This window comes from Coprococcus sp. AF38-1, from assembly GCF_003603945.1.
Lineage (GTDB): Bacteria > Bacillota > Clostridia > Lachnospirales > Lachnospiraceae > Coprococcus > Coprococcus aceti.
The window spans coordinates 76,165-90,409 of record NZ_QVGO01000005.1; the positions used below are offsets into that span (position 1 = coordinate 76,165).

General features: G+C 41.5%; 10 protein-coding genes. 8 read left to right on the forward strand and 2 right to left on the reverse strand.

Features of this window, described 5'->3' with window-relative positions:
- Positions 1 to 343: 343 nt before the first annotated feature.
- The 4 genes from DW025_RS08435 to DW025_RS08450 all read left to right on the forward strand — a co-directional run bounded on the left by DW025_RS08435 (position 344) and on the right by DW025_RS08450 (position 4,526).
- Positions 344 to 1,831, forward strand: coding sequence for an MATE family efflux transporter (locus DW025_RS08435; RefSeq protein ID WP_117548906.1), 1,488 nt, complete (start codon positions 344 to 346; stop codon positions 1,829 to 1,831).
- A 164-nt stretch (positions 1,832 to 1,995) separates the two neighbouring features.
- A complete protein-coding gene (gene nifS, locus DW025_RS08440) occupies positions 1,996 to 3,177 on the forward strand; it encodes a cysteine desulfurase NifS (RefSeq protein WP_119999555.1) in 1,182 nt (393 codons plus the stop codon).
- Positions 3,178 to 3,195: 18 nt separating this feature from the next.
- The gene (mnmA, locus tag DW025_RS08445) at positions 3,196 to 4,302 is read left to right on the forward strand and encodes a tRNA 2-thiouridine(34) synthase MnmA (protein WP_117548908.1); all 1,107 of its coding nucleotides are present in this window, start codon (positions 3,196 to 3,198) and stop codon (positions 4,300 to 4,302) included.
- 44 nt (positions 4,303 to 4,346) lie between these two features.
- On the forward strand, positions 4,347 to 4,526 hold the full coding sequence (locus DW025_RS08450; RefSeq protein WP_119999557.1) for a hypothetical protein: 180 nt from the start codon (positions 4,347 to 4,349) through the stop codon (positions 4,524 to 4,526).
- Between the two features lie 313 nt (positions 4,527 to 4,839).
- Here DW025_RS08450 and DW025_RS08455 read toward each other — a convergent pair whose 3' ends face one another.
- Positions 4,840 to 5,661: a histidinol-phosphatase HisJ family protein gene (locus DW025_RS08455; RefSeq protein WP_243104949.1), complete on the reverse strand. Its 822-nt coding sequence runs from the start codon at positions 5,659 to 5,661 to the stop codon at positions 4,840 to 4,842.
- 334 nt (positions 5,662 to 5,995) lie between these two features.
- Here DW025_RS08455 and gap point away from each other — a divergent pair, with 334 nt between their 5' ends.
- The 3 genes from gap (at position 5,996) to tpiA (ending at position 9,307) form a co-directional block, all read left to right on the forward strand.
- Positions 5,996 to 7,033: a type I glyceraldehyde-3-phosphate dehydrogenase gene (gene gap, locus DW025_RS08460; RefSeq protein WP_004852921.1), complete on the forward strand. Its 1,038-nt coding sequence runs from the start codon at positions 5,996 to 5,998 to the stop codon at positions 7,031 to 7,033.
- Between the two features lie 214 nt (positions 7,034 to 7,247).
- Positions 7,248 to 8,462: a phosphoglycerate kinase gene (locus tag DW025_RS08465; protein ID WP_022216404.1), complete on the forward strand. Its 1,215-nt coding sequence runs from the start codon at positions 7,248 to 7,250 to the stop codon at positions 8,460 to 8,462.
- Between the two features lie 92 nt (positions 8,463 to 8,554).
- Entirely contained in the window at positions 8,555 to 9,307 is a 753-nt protein-coding gene (gene tpiA / locus DW025_RS08470) for a triose-phosphate isomerase (RefSeq protein ID WP_004852916.1), read from the forward strand.
- 133 nt (positions 9,308 to 9,440) lie between these two features.
- Here tpiA and DW025_RS08475 read toward each other — a convergent pair whose 3' ends face one another.
- Positions 9,441 to 10,199: a helix-turn-helix domain-containing protein gene (locus DW025_RS08475; RefSeq protein ID WP_119999558.1), complete on the reverse strand. Its 759-nt coding sequence runs from the start codon at positions 10,197 to 10,199 to the stop codon at positions 9,441 to 9,443.
- Between the two features lie 224 nt (positions 10,200 to 10,423).
- On the opposite strand from DW025_RS08475, the gene DW025_RS08480 reads away from it, so the two are divergent.
- On the forward strand, positions 10,424 to 14,059 hold the full coding sequence (locus tag DW025_RS08480; RefSeq protein ID WP_165854770.1) for a carbohydrate binding domain-containing protein: 3,636 nt from the start codon (positions 10,424 to 10,426) through the stop codon (positions 14,057 to 14,059).
- The last annotated feature ends 186 nt before the right edge of the window (positions 14,060 to 14,245 follow it).

Below are 14,245 nucleotides of genomic sequence, written 5' to 3' on the forward strand. Positions count from 1 at the left end.
ATACTCTGCTCGATGATGAGTGAATAGCATTATTAGTGAGCTATAAATGAATTGATGATTGTAAATGTGAATATATGGGTCCAATATACGAGTCGGTGAATTGAGTCGATGAGAAATCGATAAATCGAAAATTAGAAATCAGAAAATAGAGATCGAAAATCGAAATACAAGTGTATTGTAAATAATACAAAAATAATGTAATATTAATTAGTTTGAGTATAGTAGATAAAGAGAGTACGCATGTGAGGATAAGTGCAAGTGAAGATAAGTGTGTGTGAGGATAAGCACAAATGGCAGGTATAGTACATTATGCACAGCAGGAGCATGCAGAGGAGAGGTACATATGAAAGAGAAAGACAGCGTCGAAAATAATGAAAAATCACCTGATAACAGGAAAAAATCTGGTGAGAAAATAATATCTGATAATAAAACAATATCTGCTAATGGAAAGGCGTTCGCAGGTGAGAGCAGAGAAAATAAGATGGGAGTGATGTCTGAGGGAAAGCTTCTGATGTCAATGTCACTTCCTATGATAATTTCCATGCTGTTCCAAGCTATGTACAATGTTGTGGACAGTGTGTTTGTGTCAAGATTCAGCATGGACGGACTTACGGCTGTGTCCACAGCATTTCCGATACAGAATCTGATGATAGGAGTTTTCTCTGGACTTGGAGTAGGTTTTAATGCGTTTATATCCAAGGCACTTGGAGAGAAGAAATTTGACAGGGCAAATGAGGTGGCGAGACAGGGAATATTCCTTGAGGCGATAGGATATGTGATATTCCTGATAATAGGTTTATTCTTTGCAAGGACATTCATGGAAAGTCAGACGAGAGATGCACAGGTAATCCAATATGGAACAGAATATCTCGAGGTGTGTTGCTGTTGTGCTTTCGGTATAGCTTTCCAGATGACATTTGAGAGATTACTGCAGTCCACGGGACGTACAATGTACAGTATGATAACCCAGATACTCGGTGCTGTCATCAATCTTATACTTGATCCTATAATGATATTTGGACTTCTTGGATGTCCTCGAATGGGAGTAAAGGGTGCGGCCATCGCAACTGTATGTGGACAGTGTATAGCTGGAACTCTGGCTATGGTATTCAATATCAAGAAGAATCCGGATCTCCATATAACACTCAGAAGATTCAGGCCACATGGCGAGATAATTGGTAAGATTCTCAGCGTAGGTGTGCCGTCGGTTATCATGGTTGCAATAGGTTCTGTGATGAATTATTTCCTGAATCTGATACTGTACTCATTCTCGAAATTGGCCGTTGCAGTGTTCGGAGCGTATTTCAAGGTGCAGAGTATGGCATTTATGCCTGTATTCGGATTGAACAACGGAATGATACCTATAATTTCATACAACTACGGAGCACAGAAACCTGATAGAATGAAGCGCACCATGAAGCTTGGTGTGATGGTCGGTTGTTCCATTATGGTATTCTGTCTTGCTATCATGCAGGTATTTCCGGGACAGATACTTAAAATATTTGATGCCACAGATGAGATGCTGTTGATGGGTATACCAGCGGTCAGAATCATGAGCACAGCATTTATATTTGCGGGATTTTCTGTCACATGTTCGGGAATGTTTCAGGCTGTAGGAAAGGGCGTGTACAGTATGATAGTGTCTATGGCGAGACAGCTTTTTGTCATACTTCCTGTGGCATATTTTCTGTCAAAAGCAATGAACAGTGTGAATGGTGTGTGGGCAGCGTTCCCTATAGCAGAGGTTTTCAGCGTGATCATATCGACGATTCTTCTTCTCAGGGTCTATAAGAAAATAGTAAAGCCTATGGAAAGTGTTCAAAGAGATTAAAAGACGAAGATAATGAGATATGATGAGAGCAGAATAATATATACATGGCACGTGGCATTTGTATTGTGGTAGAATACTATATAGTAATATAGTTTCGTGTGATGAATGCAGTTTTGCATTTGTCATTGACAGGTGACAGAAAAGGTAATGGAAAGAGAGCGGAAATGGGAAAGTTGATATATATGGATCATGCAGCGACGACGGCGGTGAGACCTGAAGTGCTCAACGCCATGCTGCCTTATTTTACAGAAAAGTTTGGAAATCCTTCAGGCGTATACACATTTGCATCGAGAAATAAGGATGTGACAAATGTGGCGAGGGATATAATTGCTGATTCGCTTGGTGCAAAGCCTGAGGAGATCTATTTCACGGGCGGTGGTTCGGAATCGGATAACTGGGCTTTAAAGGCTGTAGCGGAAGCCTTTCAGGATAAGGGAAAACATATAATTACGACCAGGATAGAGCACCATGCCATTCTTAACACATGTCAGTATCTGGAGAAGAGGGGCTTTGATGTGACATATCTGGATGTGGATGAGAAGGGGATGGTTGATCCTGACAGGCTGGAGTCGGCGATAAGACCGGATACGATCCTCATCTCGGTTATGGCTGCAAATAATGAGATAGGAACCATAGAGCCGATAAGCAGGATAGGAGCTATTGCGCATGAACATGGCATTCTATTCCACACGGATGCGGTTCAGGCGTATGGACAGATACCACTGGATGTAAATGCCATGAACATAGATATGCTCAGCAGCAGCGGACATAAGCTTAATGGCCCGAAGGGAATCGGGTTTCTGTATATACGGAGCGGAATAAAGCTTGGAAGCTTTATCCACGGAGGCCAGCAGGAGAGAGGAAGACGTGCCGGAACAGAGAATGTACCGGGGATTGTAGGAATGGGCAAAGCTGCGGAGCTTGCGATGCTCTCAATGGAAGATCGGATGAAGCAGGAGACAGATATCAGAGATCATATGATACACAGAATTTTATCGGAGATTCCTTATTCCAGACTGAACGGACATGACAAAGACAGACTTCCGAACAATGTAAATGTCAGCTTCCAGTTCGTTGAGGGCGAGACGATCCTCATCATGCTCGATATGGCGGGCATATGTGCTTCTGCCGGTTCCGCATGTACATCGGGTTCTGTTGATCCCTCCCATGTGCTGACAGCTATAGGGCTTCCGAAGGAGATATCCCATGGTGCGGTCAGACTGACTCTGGGATATGAGAACACCATGGATGAGGCGGATGCGGTGGTAGATAATCTCAAGAGAATCGTGGAAAATCTCAGAAAAATGTCACCTGCGTATCAGGATTTTGCCAGGAGAAACATGTAAATTACACAAGATATAACTATGTATAAAGAGGGAAAAAATTTGGTCGATACAGATAAGAAGACAGTGTGTGTTGGAATGTCAGGCGGAGTCGACTCGTCGGTTGCCGCACTTTTGCTCAAGGAGCAGGGCTACAATGTAATAGGAGTTACCATGCAGATATGGCAGGATGAGGACAGGGACGTGGTGAGTGCCCATGCCGGATGCTGCGGACTTTCTGCTGTGGATGATGCCAGGCGTGTGGCATCGCAGCTCGATATTCCGTATTACGTTATGAATTTCAAGGAAGAATTCAAGAAGTACGTAATAGACTATTTTGTGGACGAATACAAATGCGGAAGAACTCCGAATCCATGTATTGCATGCAACAGATATGTAAAATGGGAGTCTCTGCTTACGAGATGCATGGCCATCGGGGGCGATTATATTGCTACGGGACACTATGCAAGGATCATACAGCTTCCAAATGGCAGATATACTCTCCAGGAGGCCAGGGGAATAGAGAAGGATCAGACATATGCTCTCTACAATCTCACCCAGGAGCAGCTCGCCAGGACACTCATGCCGGTTGGAGAGTACAGCAAGCCTGAGATCAGAAAAATTGCAGAGGACCACGGACTTATGGTGGCTCACAAGCCGGATAGCCAGGATATATGCTTTGTGCCAGATGGAGATTACGCCGGTTATCTTGAGAATGAAGCAGGACTTAAGGCGGTTCCGGGAGATTTTGTAGACATACATGGCAATGCGATCGGAAGACATAAGGGAATCATACACTACACCATAGGACAGAGAAAAGGACTTGGACTTGCGATGGGGCATCCGGTATTTGTGGTGGACATCATACCTGAGACAAATCAGGTTGTTATAGGAGAGAACGGAGATGTATTTTCAGAAAGGCTGATATGCAACAGACTGAACTTTATGTCCATAGAGGATCTCACGGAGCCAATGCATGTCAAGGCGAAGATCAGATACAATCATAAGGGAAGTATGTGTACCATCAGAAAGATAGATGAAGATCTGGTAGAAGCAGTATTTGACGAGCCGGTAAGAGCTGTGACAAAGGGACAGGCTGTAGTGTTCTATGAAGATGATCATGTGCTTGGCGGAGGAAGCATCTGTTGACAGGGTTTTACAAAGAGTGATGGTCTGACATAAGGAGATTTCGTATGGGTGATACAGGCAGAGAAGTCTTGCGCAAAGACGTCAAAGTGCGTGGATGGATATTGTTTGGTATCTTTTCAGTGATTTTTGTTTTTATGATAATCACTATATGCTCCATGATACATAATGGAGAGTTTGAATTGAATAGTTTCACAGGGCCATTGATTTTTCTGACTGTAATGTGACCGAAAAGAGAAAAAAGAAAGTCCTTGACATGCTCCTCAGTTATTGCCCAAATGCGATATATGGTGATCTGGATGGCGGCGGAGGCGATTATCTTGAAAAAATGAGAAAAACAGACATTCATGATATACCACATAGTCCGTACTATACAGGGAACAATACATAATGAGATATGAAACAAATAGAGCAGTCAGGTGACTGCCGAAATTGAATTTACGGTATAAAAAAGATGGAACATATAAGCCATTGAACTGGCGTATATGTTCCATCTTTTTATATTTATAAGTATATAAATTGATATTTTGCAATTTTATTTTACAGCGGATTGAATTCTGGCTTTCTGTTCTTGAATGTACAGTAGTATCTGTAGCCGAGTGATGTGAGGGCATCCCTTGCATATGTCTCAAAATCATAGCACAGATATTCGGGCTTATGTGCATCAGACCCCACTGTGATGATCTCACCGCCCATATCCTTGTAGAGTTTCAGGATATCCATGTGAGGATGTGCGTAACTCATATTCTTGTACAGGCTTCCGGTATTGATCTCTATACCTTTCCCTTTTGGGATGATTATTTTGAAAATCTGTTCAAGCACATCAGTATAATCTGCCATCCTAAAGATATTCTCGCCTGATGGGCAGTATCTTACTACGTAGTCAAGATGACCATATACGTCAAAGTCGTCTATCAGAGTCACGTTCTCAAGGATGGACTCAAAGTAATCGCGGATGCCTTCTATCTCTGTACGTCCCTCATAGTAAGCTGGATAGTATGGGTCGAGACCTTTTACAAGATGCGATGATCCTATGATGAAGTCCAGTTCGTTTTTGTATTTGCCTGCAATATCCCTTGCCTTATCAGCAACGGTATTCATGAGACCGAGCTCCACGCCGCTTCTCACGTCTATCTTATCTCTGTATCTGTCCCGGATTTCATCCAGCGCAGCAAAATATGAATCGAAATCAAGCTGGAAGTCAAAACCGTCCTCCGGATTGATAGGAAAGTCTATATCGTGGTGGTCTGTCAGACAGATCTTTGGAATTCCAAGTTGTATTGCCTGCTGGATTATGCTGTCCAGTGGGGCGGAAGAGTCGCTTGAGAACTCCGAATGTATATGCGAATCACAGATGATCATTTTCTGTATACCTCCGTTTATAATCATTGCGTTTCATATTATAACATAAAACACTGAAAAAAATATATAAAGTAAAGCTGTTGAGTAATCTTATTATTATCAAATTGTAGTAGTAACTTTTTTTCTATAGTCTCAGCCCATTAGTATAATTTGTTAAAACAAGTTTGTCTATTTTGGATAGATGATAACTAAAAAAATGAGATTAAGGCTTGAAATTTATACCTAAAGAATGTATGATTAGCTTGTGTATTTAACACGATTTATTTGCTACGTTCCCGCGTAGCAGATTGATAAATACTTTTATTATATTTCAAAAACCTAGGAGGAATAAAAAATGGCAGTAAAAGTAGCAATTAACGGTTTTGGACGTATTGGTCGTCTTGCATTCAGACAGATGTTCGGTGCAGAGGGTTATGAAGTTGTTGCAATCAACGATTTAACAAAGCCTTCAATGCTTGCAGATCTTCTCAAGTACGATACAGCACAGGGTGGATACTGTGGCAAGATCGGTGAGAACCTTCACACAGTTTCAGCTGATGATGAGGCTAACACAATCACAGTTGATGGTAAGACTCTTACAATCTACAAGGAGGCAGATGCAAACAACCTTCCTTGGGGTAAGATCGGTGTTGATGTAGTTCTTGAGTGTACTGGTTTCTACTGCTCAAAGGAGAAGTCAATGGCTCATATCAACGCAGGTGCTAAGAAGGTTGTTATCTCAGCTCCAGCTGGTAATGATCTTAAGACTATCGTATTCTCAGTTAACCAGGATACATTAACAGCTGATGATCAGATCATCTCAGCAGCTTCATGTACAACTAACTGTCTTGCACCAATGGCTAAGGCTCTTAATGACTATGCTCCAATCCAGTCTGGTATCATGTCAACAATCCACGCTTACACAGGCGATCAGATGATACTTGACGGACCACACAGAAAGGGCGATTTAAGAAGAGCTAGAGCAGGTGCTGCTAATATCGTTCCTAACTCAACAGGTGCTGCTAAGGCTATCGGTCTTGTTATCCCAGAGTTAAATGGCAAGCTTATCGGATCAGCTCAGAGAGTTCCAGTTCCAACAGGTTCAACAACAATCCTTACAGCAGTTGTTAAGGGTGCTGATGTAACAGTTGATGGAATCAACGCTGCAATGAAGGCTGCTGCTTCAGAGTCATTCGGTTACAACACAGATCCAATCGTTTCATCAGATGTTATCGGTATGAGATATGGTTCATTATTTGATTCAACTCAGACAATGGTATCAAAGATCGCTGATGATTTATATGAGGTTCAGGTTGTTTCATGGTATGACAATGAGAACTCATACACAAGCCAGATGGTTAGAACAATCAAGTACTTCGCAGAGTTAGCATAAGTTATTTCAAGCTATAATTAGCTTTTATAATGTAAGCTCATTTAAAAGTATTTATTAGACCTAATAGAGGGTCCGGTCTCCAAGGACCGGGCCCTTTTTTCTTCGTAGGAAGCAATTATGCGTTTCTATGTTCCCGCATAAGAGCGGGTAGGTAGCTGGGCAGAGGACAACTTATAGTTTTCTGTTCTATAACATTATTTAGGAGGAATTAGAAATGTCATTAAACAAGAAATCAGTAGATGATATCAATGTTAAGGGCAAGCGCGTGCTTTGCAGATGCGACTTCAATGTACCATTAAAGAACGGAGAGATTACAGACGAGAATAGACTTGTTGCAGCTCTTCCAACAATCAAGAAGCTTATCGCTGACGGTGGAAAGGTTATCCTTTGCTCACACCTTGGAAAGGTTAAGACTGAGGAAGACAAGCAGACTAAGACCCTTGCACCAGTTGCTAAGAGACTTACAGAGCTCCTTGGACAGGAGGTTAAGTTCGTACCAAGCCTTGAGGTTGTTGACGATACAGTTAAGGCTGCAGTTGACGCTATGAAGGATGGGGATGTAATCCTTCTTGAGAATACTCGTTTCAGAGCTGAGGAGACAAAGAATGGAGAGGCTTTCTCTAAGGATCTTGCAAGCATCTGTGATGTATTTGTAAATGATGCATTCGGAACAGCTCACAGAGCTCACTGCTCAAACGTTGGTGTTGCTGGACTTGTTGACACAGCAGTAGTTGGTTACTTAATGCAGAAGGAGATTGACTTCCTTGGCAATGCAGTAGAGAACCCAGTTAGACCATTTGTAGCTATCCTCGGTGGTGCTAAGGTTGCTGACAAGCTGAACGTTATTTCAAACCTTCTTGAGAAGTGCGATACACTTATCATCGGTGGTGGTATGGCTTACACATTCCTTAAGGCTAAGGGATATGAGATCGGTAAGTCACTTGTAGACGATTCTAAGATCGATTACTGCAAGGAGATGATGGCAAAGGCAGAGAGCCTTGGCAAGAAGCTTCTTCTTCCAGTTGATACAGTTATGATCGAGGATTTCCCTAACCCTATCGACGATCCAAGTATCAAGACAGAGGTATTTGACGCTGACAAGATGCCTGCAGACAAGGAAGGCTGCGATATCGGACCTAAGACTATCGAGCTTTACTCAGACGCAGTTAAGACAGCTAAGACAGTTGTTTGGAATGGACCTATGGGTGTATTCGAGAACCCTGTACTTGCAGCCGGTACAAAGGCAGTTGCAGCAGCACTTGCTGATACAGATGCTACAACAATCATCGGTGGTGGAGATTCAGCAGCAGCAGTTAACCAGCTTGGTTACGGTTCAAAGATGAGCCACATCTCAACAGGTGGTGGAGCTTCACTTGAGTTCCTTGAGGGTAAGGAGCTTCCGGGTGTAGCAGCAGCTAACGACAAGTAATTTGTATATCACTGAGATATAAAGATTATACTGGTGGGTGCCGGTTCAGGCCGGTACTCATCAAAAAATACAAATATAAGAGGTAGATTACAATGGCAAGAAAGAAGATTATTGCAGGTAACTGGAAGATGAACAAGACTCCTAGCGAGGCTGTTGAGCTTGTTAACCTGTTAAAGGACTTAGTAAAGAATGATGACGTAGATGTAGTATACTGTGTACCAGCTATCGATATCGTACCAGTTGTTGAGGCAACAAAGGGAACAAACGTAGCTGTAGGTGCAGAGAACATGTACTTCGAGGAGAGCGGAGCTTACACAGGCGAGATCTCAGCAGCAATGCTTGTTGATGCTGGTGTTAAGTACGTTATCATCGGACATTCAGAGCGTCGTGATTACTTTAAGGAGGATGATGTTCTTCTCAACAAGAAGGTTAAGAAGGCATTTGAGGCTGGTATCACACCTATTCTTTGCTGTGGTGAGTCACTTGAGCAGAGAGAGCTCGGTGTTACTATGGACTGGATCCGTCTTCAGATCAAGTCAGATCTCGCTGGTGTAACAGCAGATCAGGTTAAGTCAATGGTTATCGCTTACGAGCCAATCTGGGCTATCGGAACAGGTAAGACAGCTACATCAGATCAGGCACAGGAAGTATGTAAGGGAATCCGTGATCTCATCGCTGAGATCTACGATACAGATACAGCTGAGGCGGTAAGAATTCAGTACGGCGGTTCTATGAACGCTGGCAACGCTGCTGAGCTCCTTGCAAAGCCAGACATCGACGGTGGTCTTATCGGCGGTGCTTCACTCAAGGCTGATTTCGGTCAGGTTGTAAATGCCGGAAAGTAATTTTAAACAGGCTAAAATATATTAGTTTTAGATTAAATCTGATATAGAATATTGAAAGGGATTATCAAGTGCTTTATCACAAGGTAATCCCTTTTGTTTACGCTTAGAAAAACAAGGTGGTATATTTCAGGAACTAAGTATTGTTTTTATGAAATGGGGTTTGCCTTAAATTTATATTTCTATAGTTCGCAGGTGTTAGACCAGTATGTAATCTGAACTGTTCGGTAAAATAACTCTGACTTGGAAATGCGAGAGTCTGTGCTATCTGGGCAGGGCTATAATCAGAGTATATGAGCATGTTCCTTGCAGTATCAAGTTTTAGCATTTTTATATAATGTCCGATATTATCTCCGGTCTCTTTTTTGAACAGCCTTGACAGGTATGACGGGGTGAGATTGACACGTTTTGCCAGAAGTTTAACAGTGATCCTAGTATGCAGATGATCGTATATGTAGTCTATGCACTCTGCGACCGGTTTGGAGCATATGGAATTTTTCTTAAGGTTTCGCATTTTTTTTGCATAGTCGATGCACATGAACGCATGTAATTCAGATATATCCTCCACAGACTTCATTGTATCTGACTTTTTTATATAAAAATCACTGAGATTGTAAGCAGTTGCCACATCGAGACCACCTTCAATACAGTATCTTGCAACAAGGGCTGTTGTTATGACAAAATGATATCTTATGTTGTTGACCGGCTTTTCAGATAGTAAGCCGAGTCCTTTTTTATCCTTAAGTGGTGAGGCTTTACACAATTCTTTAACCTGTTCTATATCTCCATTTTGTATTATTGAGTAAAATTCAAGTTCAGGGTTATAGGGCGCTCTATTGGTTGAATCTTCGCGTCTTATAAATTCCTGGTAGAATATTTCCTTTGAGTATTTCATATGTGTATAAATCCTTTCCAGTAAATTGTGTCAGGGTAAAAATTTATATGTTATCAAAAGTTTATAAAAGTCTTACTTTACAACTCCTCTATAATATATCATGTAAACTATATAAAAAGCAATAAAACGATATATGGCAAATGTATAAGATGTTATTATCAAAATACTTTATAAAGGTGCGACGTCGTAAATATTATTATTTTATTTTTGGAGAGGAGTATTTTATGAGAAGGTTAAAACAGCTTGTGGCTATGATACTTGTAGTTTGTATGCTGATCACTCTGTGTCCATCAGACGTTAGTGCTAGAACATCAAAAGCTGCGGTAAAGTCTGTAACTGTGACAAATCTTGTCACAAATAAACTTGTACTAAAAAAGGGTACAAAGTTTCGGGTGAAACCTAGAGTTGTAGTTACAGGTAAGATCAGCAAAAAAGTAACATATGTATCATCAAATAAGAAGATAGTTACAGTAGATAACAAGGGTGTTGTCAAAGCGGTAAAATCAGGAAAAGCGGTTGTAGCAGTGAAGAGTGCTGCAAACCCAAAGGTAATGTATAGGTTTAATGTTTATGTTGGGGTTCCTACGAAGACTGTTAAATTGTCTGCAAAGGCTGTGAACATGTTTAAAGGAACCAGCAGGACGTTAAAAGCTTCAATTGCTCCAAAGAATGCCACATATAAGAGAATTCAGTGGTCATCATCAGATAAAAGAATAGCAACAGTTTCCTCGAAAGGTGTTGTAAAAGCAGTTAAGGTTGGAAGAGTATATATAACTGCGAAGGCTATGGATGGAAGTGGCAAATATGCAAGATGTAAGATTACAGTAAAACAGCCAGTTACTTCTATCAAGCTTTCAGCGGCAACACTCACTATCACAGAGGGAAGCAGTAAAACGCTTACAGCTACTGTCGCTCCTGCATCGGCAACCAACAAGACGTTAAGTTGGACATCGAGCAATAAAAAGATTGCAACGGTTTCAGCAAAAGGCGTTGTGAAGGCTATAGCACCAGGTACAGCTACAATCACAGCAAAAGCTGCTGACGGTTCAGGAAAGAAAGCAACATGTAAAGTGACTGTAAAGAAGAAGGTGACTGTAGAAAATAAATACGAGTCGCAGGGGTATAAACTTTTATGGCATGATGAATTTGACGGAACAGAGCTCAACCGTGATATTTGGAATGTTGAACTCCATGAGCCTGGCTGGGTCAATAATGAGCTTCAGTCATATGTTGATTCTGAAGATAATATAAAAGTCAAGAATGGCACACTTATTATAAGCTCAAAGAAAAAAGTAAATGAGGATGGTTCCATATCATATACATCAGGAAGAGTAAACACACAGAATAAGCAGGATTTCAAGTATGGCAGAGTACAGTTCAGAGCAAAGGTTCCTACAGGTAAGGGTTATCTTCCAGCAGCATGGATGATGCCTACAAACGAGAGCCTGTATGGACAGTGGCCTAGATGTGGTGAGATAGATGTGATGGAGGTTCTTGGAGACAATACATATACAACCTATGGAACGATTCACTATGGCAATCCGCATTCAGAGTCACAGGGAAAATATACACTTTCAAATGGAAAGTCATTTGCGGACAGCTATCATGTATTTACATGTGACTGGGAGCCTGGAAAAATTACGTGGTATGTAGATGGAGTTAAGATGCATGAGGAAAATGACTGGTATTCTACAACTGCCGGAAAAGGTACAGTTACTTATCCGGCACCGTTTGATCAGCCATTCTATGTAATACTCAATCTTGCAGTTGGCGGTAATTGGCCAGGAAATCCGGATGCAGATGCAGATTATATTAACAGTGAGAGCTTATATGTTGATTATGTGAGAGTATACCAGAAGGAGTCTTATGACGAAAATGTGACAAAGCCAGAGCGTGAAGTTATAATTCGTGATCCGGATGAAAATGGCAATTATGTAATAAATGGTGATTTTAGTGAGACCGAGGATCTGGGAGATGCAGAAAACTGGATTTTTATGGCGCAGAATGGCGGCGAAGGAACAGCGGTCATCGAGAACAATACAATCAACATAAATACAATTGATGCAGGAACGGTTGATTACAGCATACAGTTGGTACAGCCTGATATTCCTGTAGAAAAAGGTGCCACATACAAGCTTTCATTTGATGCGTGGGCGGATGAGGCGAGAACAGGCATAATTGATGTCTCAGCGCCAACCAGATCATGGGGAAGATATCTTAAGGATACAAAATTTGATATGACAACAGAGAAACAGACATTTGAGTATGAGTATACGATGACTGATTCATCTGATGACAAGGGAAGAATAGAATTCAACTTCGGCAATCAGGGAAGCGTGGCTGGTGTACATATTGCAAATGTAAAGCTGGTAAAGACAAATCAGACTGAGATAGTTGACAAGAAGACGATCCTCGCTGATGGAAACCTAGTTTACAATGGAGAATTTCAGGAAGGAACAGGAAGACTTGGATATTGGACAGTCAGCAACAATTGCGGTGCTGAGTATAAGGTGACAGGTCTGTCTGACGGAAGAAGATTTTCATACAAGTCATTGGATGAGAGTATAGATGGCAACTTCGTATTATCACAGGATGAGCTTGCGTATGCCCCAAATACAAAGTATGTACTTAAATTTGATGCTGAGACTGCAACTGAGGGAAAGAATATAATTATCACTACAGGAGATTCAAAGTTTGCTGTAACTCTGGATAAAGGAATTAAGAATTATGTTTACAAGTTTGAGACCGGAGAAGAAGTGACTGACAGTTCAATCAGCATTGATTTTGGTAACAGCGGAGAAGTTCTGTTAGACAATGTGAAGATAATGCAGGATTCACTTCTTCTCAATGGGAACTTTTCAGCAGATTTTGCTGGATATGATGTGTATATAGACAGCAGTGCGGATGCAGAGTCTGTTGTGGACAGCCAGAAGGAGGACAATGCTGCTGACTTCACAATAAAGAATTCAGGTGACCAGAACTGGAAGATACAGCTCAAGCAGAATAATATCAAGCTTGAGAAAGGACAGTGGTACAAGCTTTCATTTGATATAAAGAGTTCTGTGTCGAGAACTGTTCAGTATGCGATACAGAGGGATGGAAGTACACATAAGGATAGTACAGGTGCAGAGGACTGGACACCGTATGTTCAGGATACAGTAAAGCTTGATGCATACGATCAGGCTGATCAGAAATATGTGACTGTTTCAAACACATTCCAGATGGCCTGTGACACAGACGAAGAGAGTATTTTCAATATTGCACTTGGCGCAGGCGGAGAAAATGGTTCGGCAATTACAGATCAGCATAGAATATGTATTGATAACATTATCCTTGAAAAGACTTCGGCTCCAGAGATAGATGTGCCTGTAGGTAAGAATCTTCTCACAAATCCAGAATTTGAGATGGGTGAGGATGGTAGCCTTGCCGGTTGGGGAAATGCAGTAACTGCTCCTGGAGATGCCACATTTGAGGCTGGAGATGGAAAGATCACATACAGTGTTGAAAACGTGGGTGAGGCAGACTGGAACATCCAGCTTAAGCAGATGGGATTATCTCTTGAGCAGGGCGAGTCATATACGCTTAAATGTACATTGGTTTCTGATGTTGATAGAGTTGTGAAGGTTGCTGTTATGACTCCTTCAGCCGGATATGCATGGCATGGCGGTGAAGATGTAGTTCTTACAGCTGGTGAGGCTAAAGATATAACACTCACAATTACACCTAAGGAAGAAGTTTTCACAGATGGTATCACTGTTGATACAGGTGCCGGATTATTCTTCTCAATGGGATATGTTGAAGGATACACACTTGGAGCACATACAGTTTCTATATCAAATGTATCATTTGTAAAAAATTAAATTTGACCCCTAAAAAACAATAATATATACCCTTAGGCAGCGGCGAATCGTCGCTGCCTTTTTCATTGTGGACATAGCAGGATTTTGGTGAATTTTTTTAATGATTTGACAGTCAGAATGGGTGTTTGTATGATATAATGAGCGTTGCGACGGGTGCGCTTGCGCAAGCCGTCATAAAGCGAATGC

Excerpts from the sequence above, each read along its gene's own strand:
- DW025_RS08435 (WP_117548906.1), top strand. The coding sequence starts at position 344 with ATGAAAGAGAAAGACAGCGTCGAAAATAATGAAAAATCACCTGATAAC.
- nifS (WP_119999555.1), top strand. The coding sequence starts at position 1,996 with ATGGGAAAGTTGATATATATGGATCATGCAGCGACGACGGCGGTGAGA.
- mnmA (WP_117548908.1), top strand. The coding sequence starts at position 3,196 with ATGTATAAAGAGGGAAAAAATTTGGTCGATACAGATAAGAAGACAGTG.
- DW025_RS08450 (WP_119999557.1), top strand. The coding sequence starts at position 4,347 with ATGGGTGATACAGGCAGAGAAGTCTTGCGCAAAGACGTCAAAGTGCGT.
- DW025_RS08455 (WP_243104949.1), bottom strand. The coding sequence starts at position 5,661 with ATGATCATCTGTGATTCGCATATACATTCGGAGTTCTCAAGCGACTCT.
- gap (WP_004852921.1), top strand. The coding sequence starts at position 5,996 with ATGGCAGTAAAAGTAGCAATTAACGGTTTTGGACGTATTGGTCGTCTT.
- DW025_RS08465 (WP_022216404.1), top strand. The coding sequence starts at position 7,248 with ATGTCATTAAACAAGAAATCAGTAGATGATATCAATGTTAAGGGCAAG.
- tpiA (WP_004852916.1), top strand. The coding sequence starts at position 8,555 with ATGGCAAGAAAGAAGATTATTGCAGGTAACTGGAAGATGAACAAGACT.
- DW025_RS08475 (WP_119999558.1), bottom strand. The coding sequence starts at position 10,199 with ATGAAATACTCAAAGGAAATATTCTACCAGGAATTTATAAGACGCGAA.
- DW025_RS08480 (WP_165854770.1), top strand. The coding sequence starts at position 10,424 with ATGAGAAGGTTAAAACAGCTTGTGGCTATGATACTTGTAGTTTGTATG.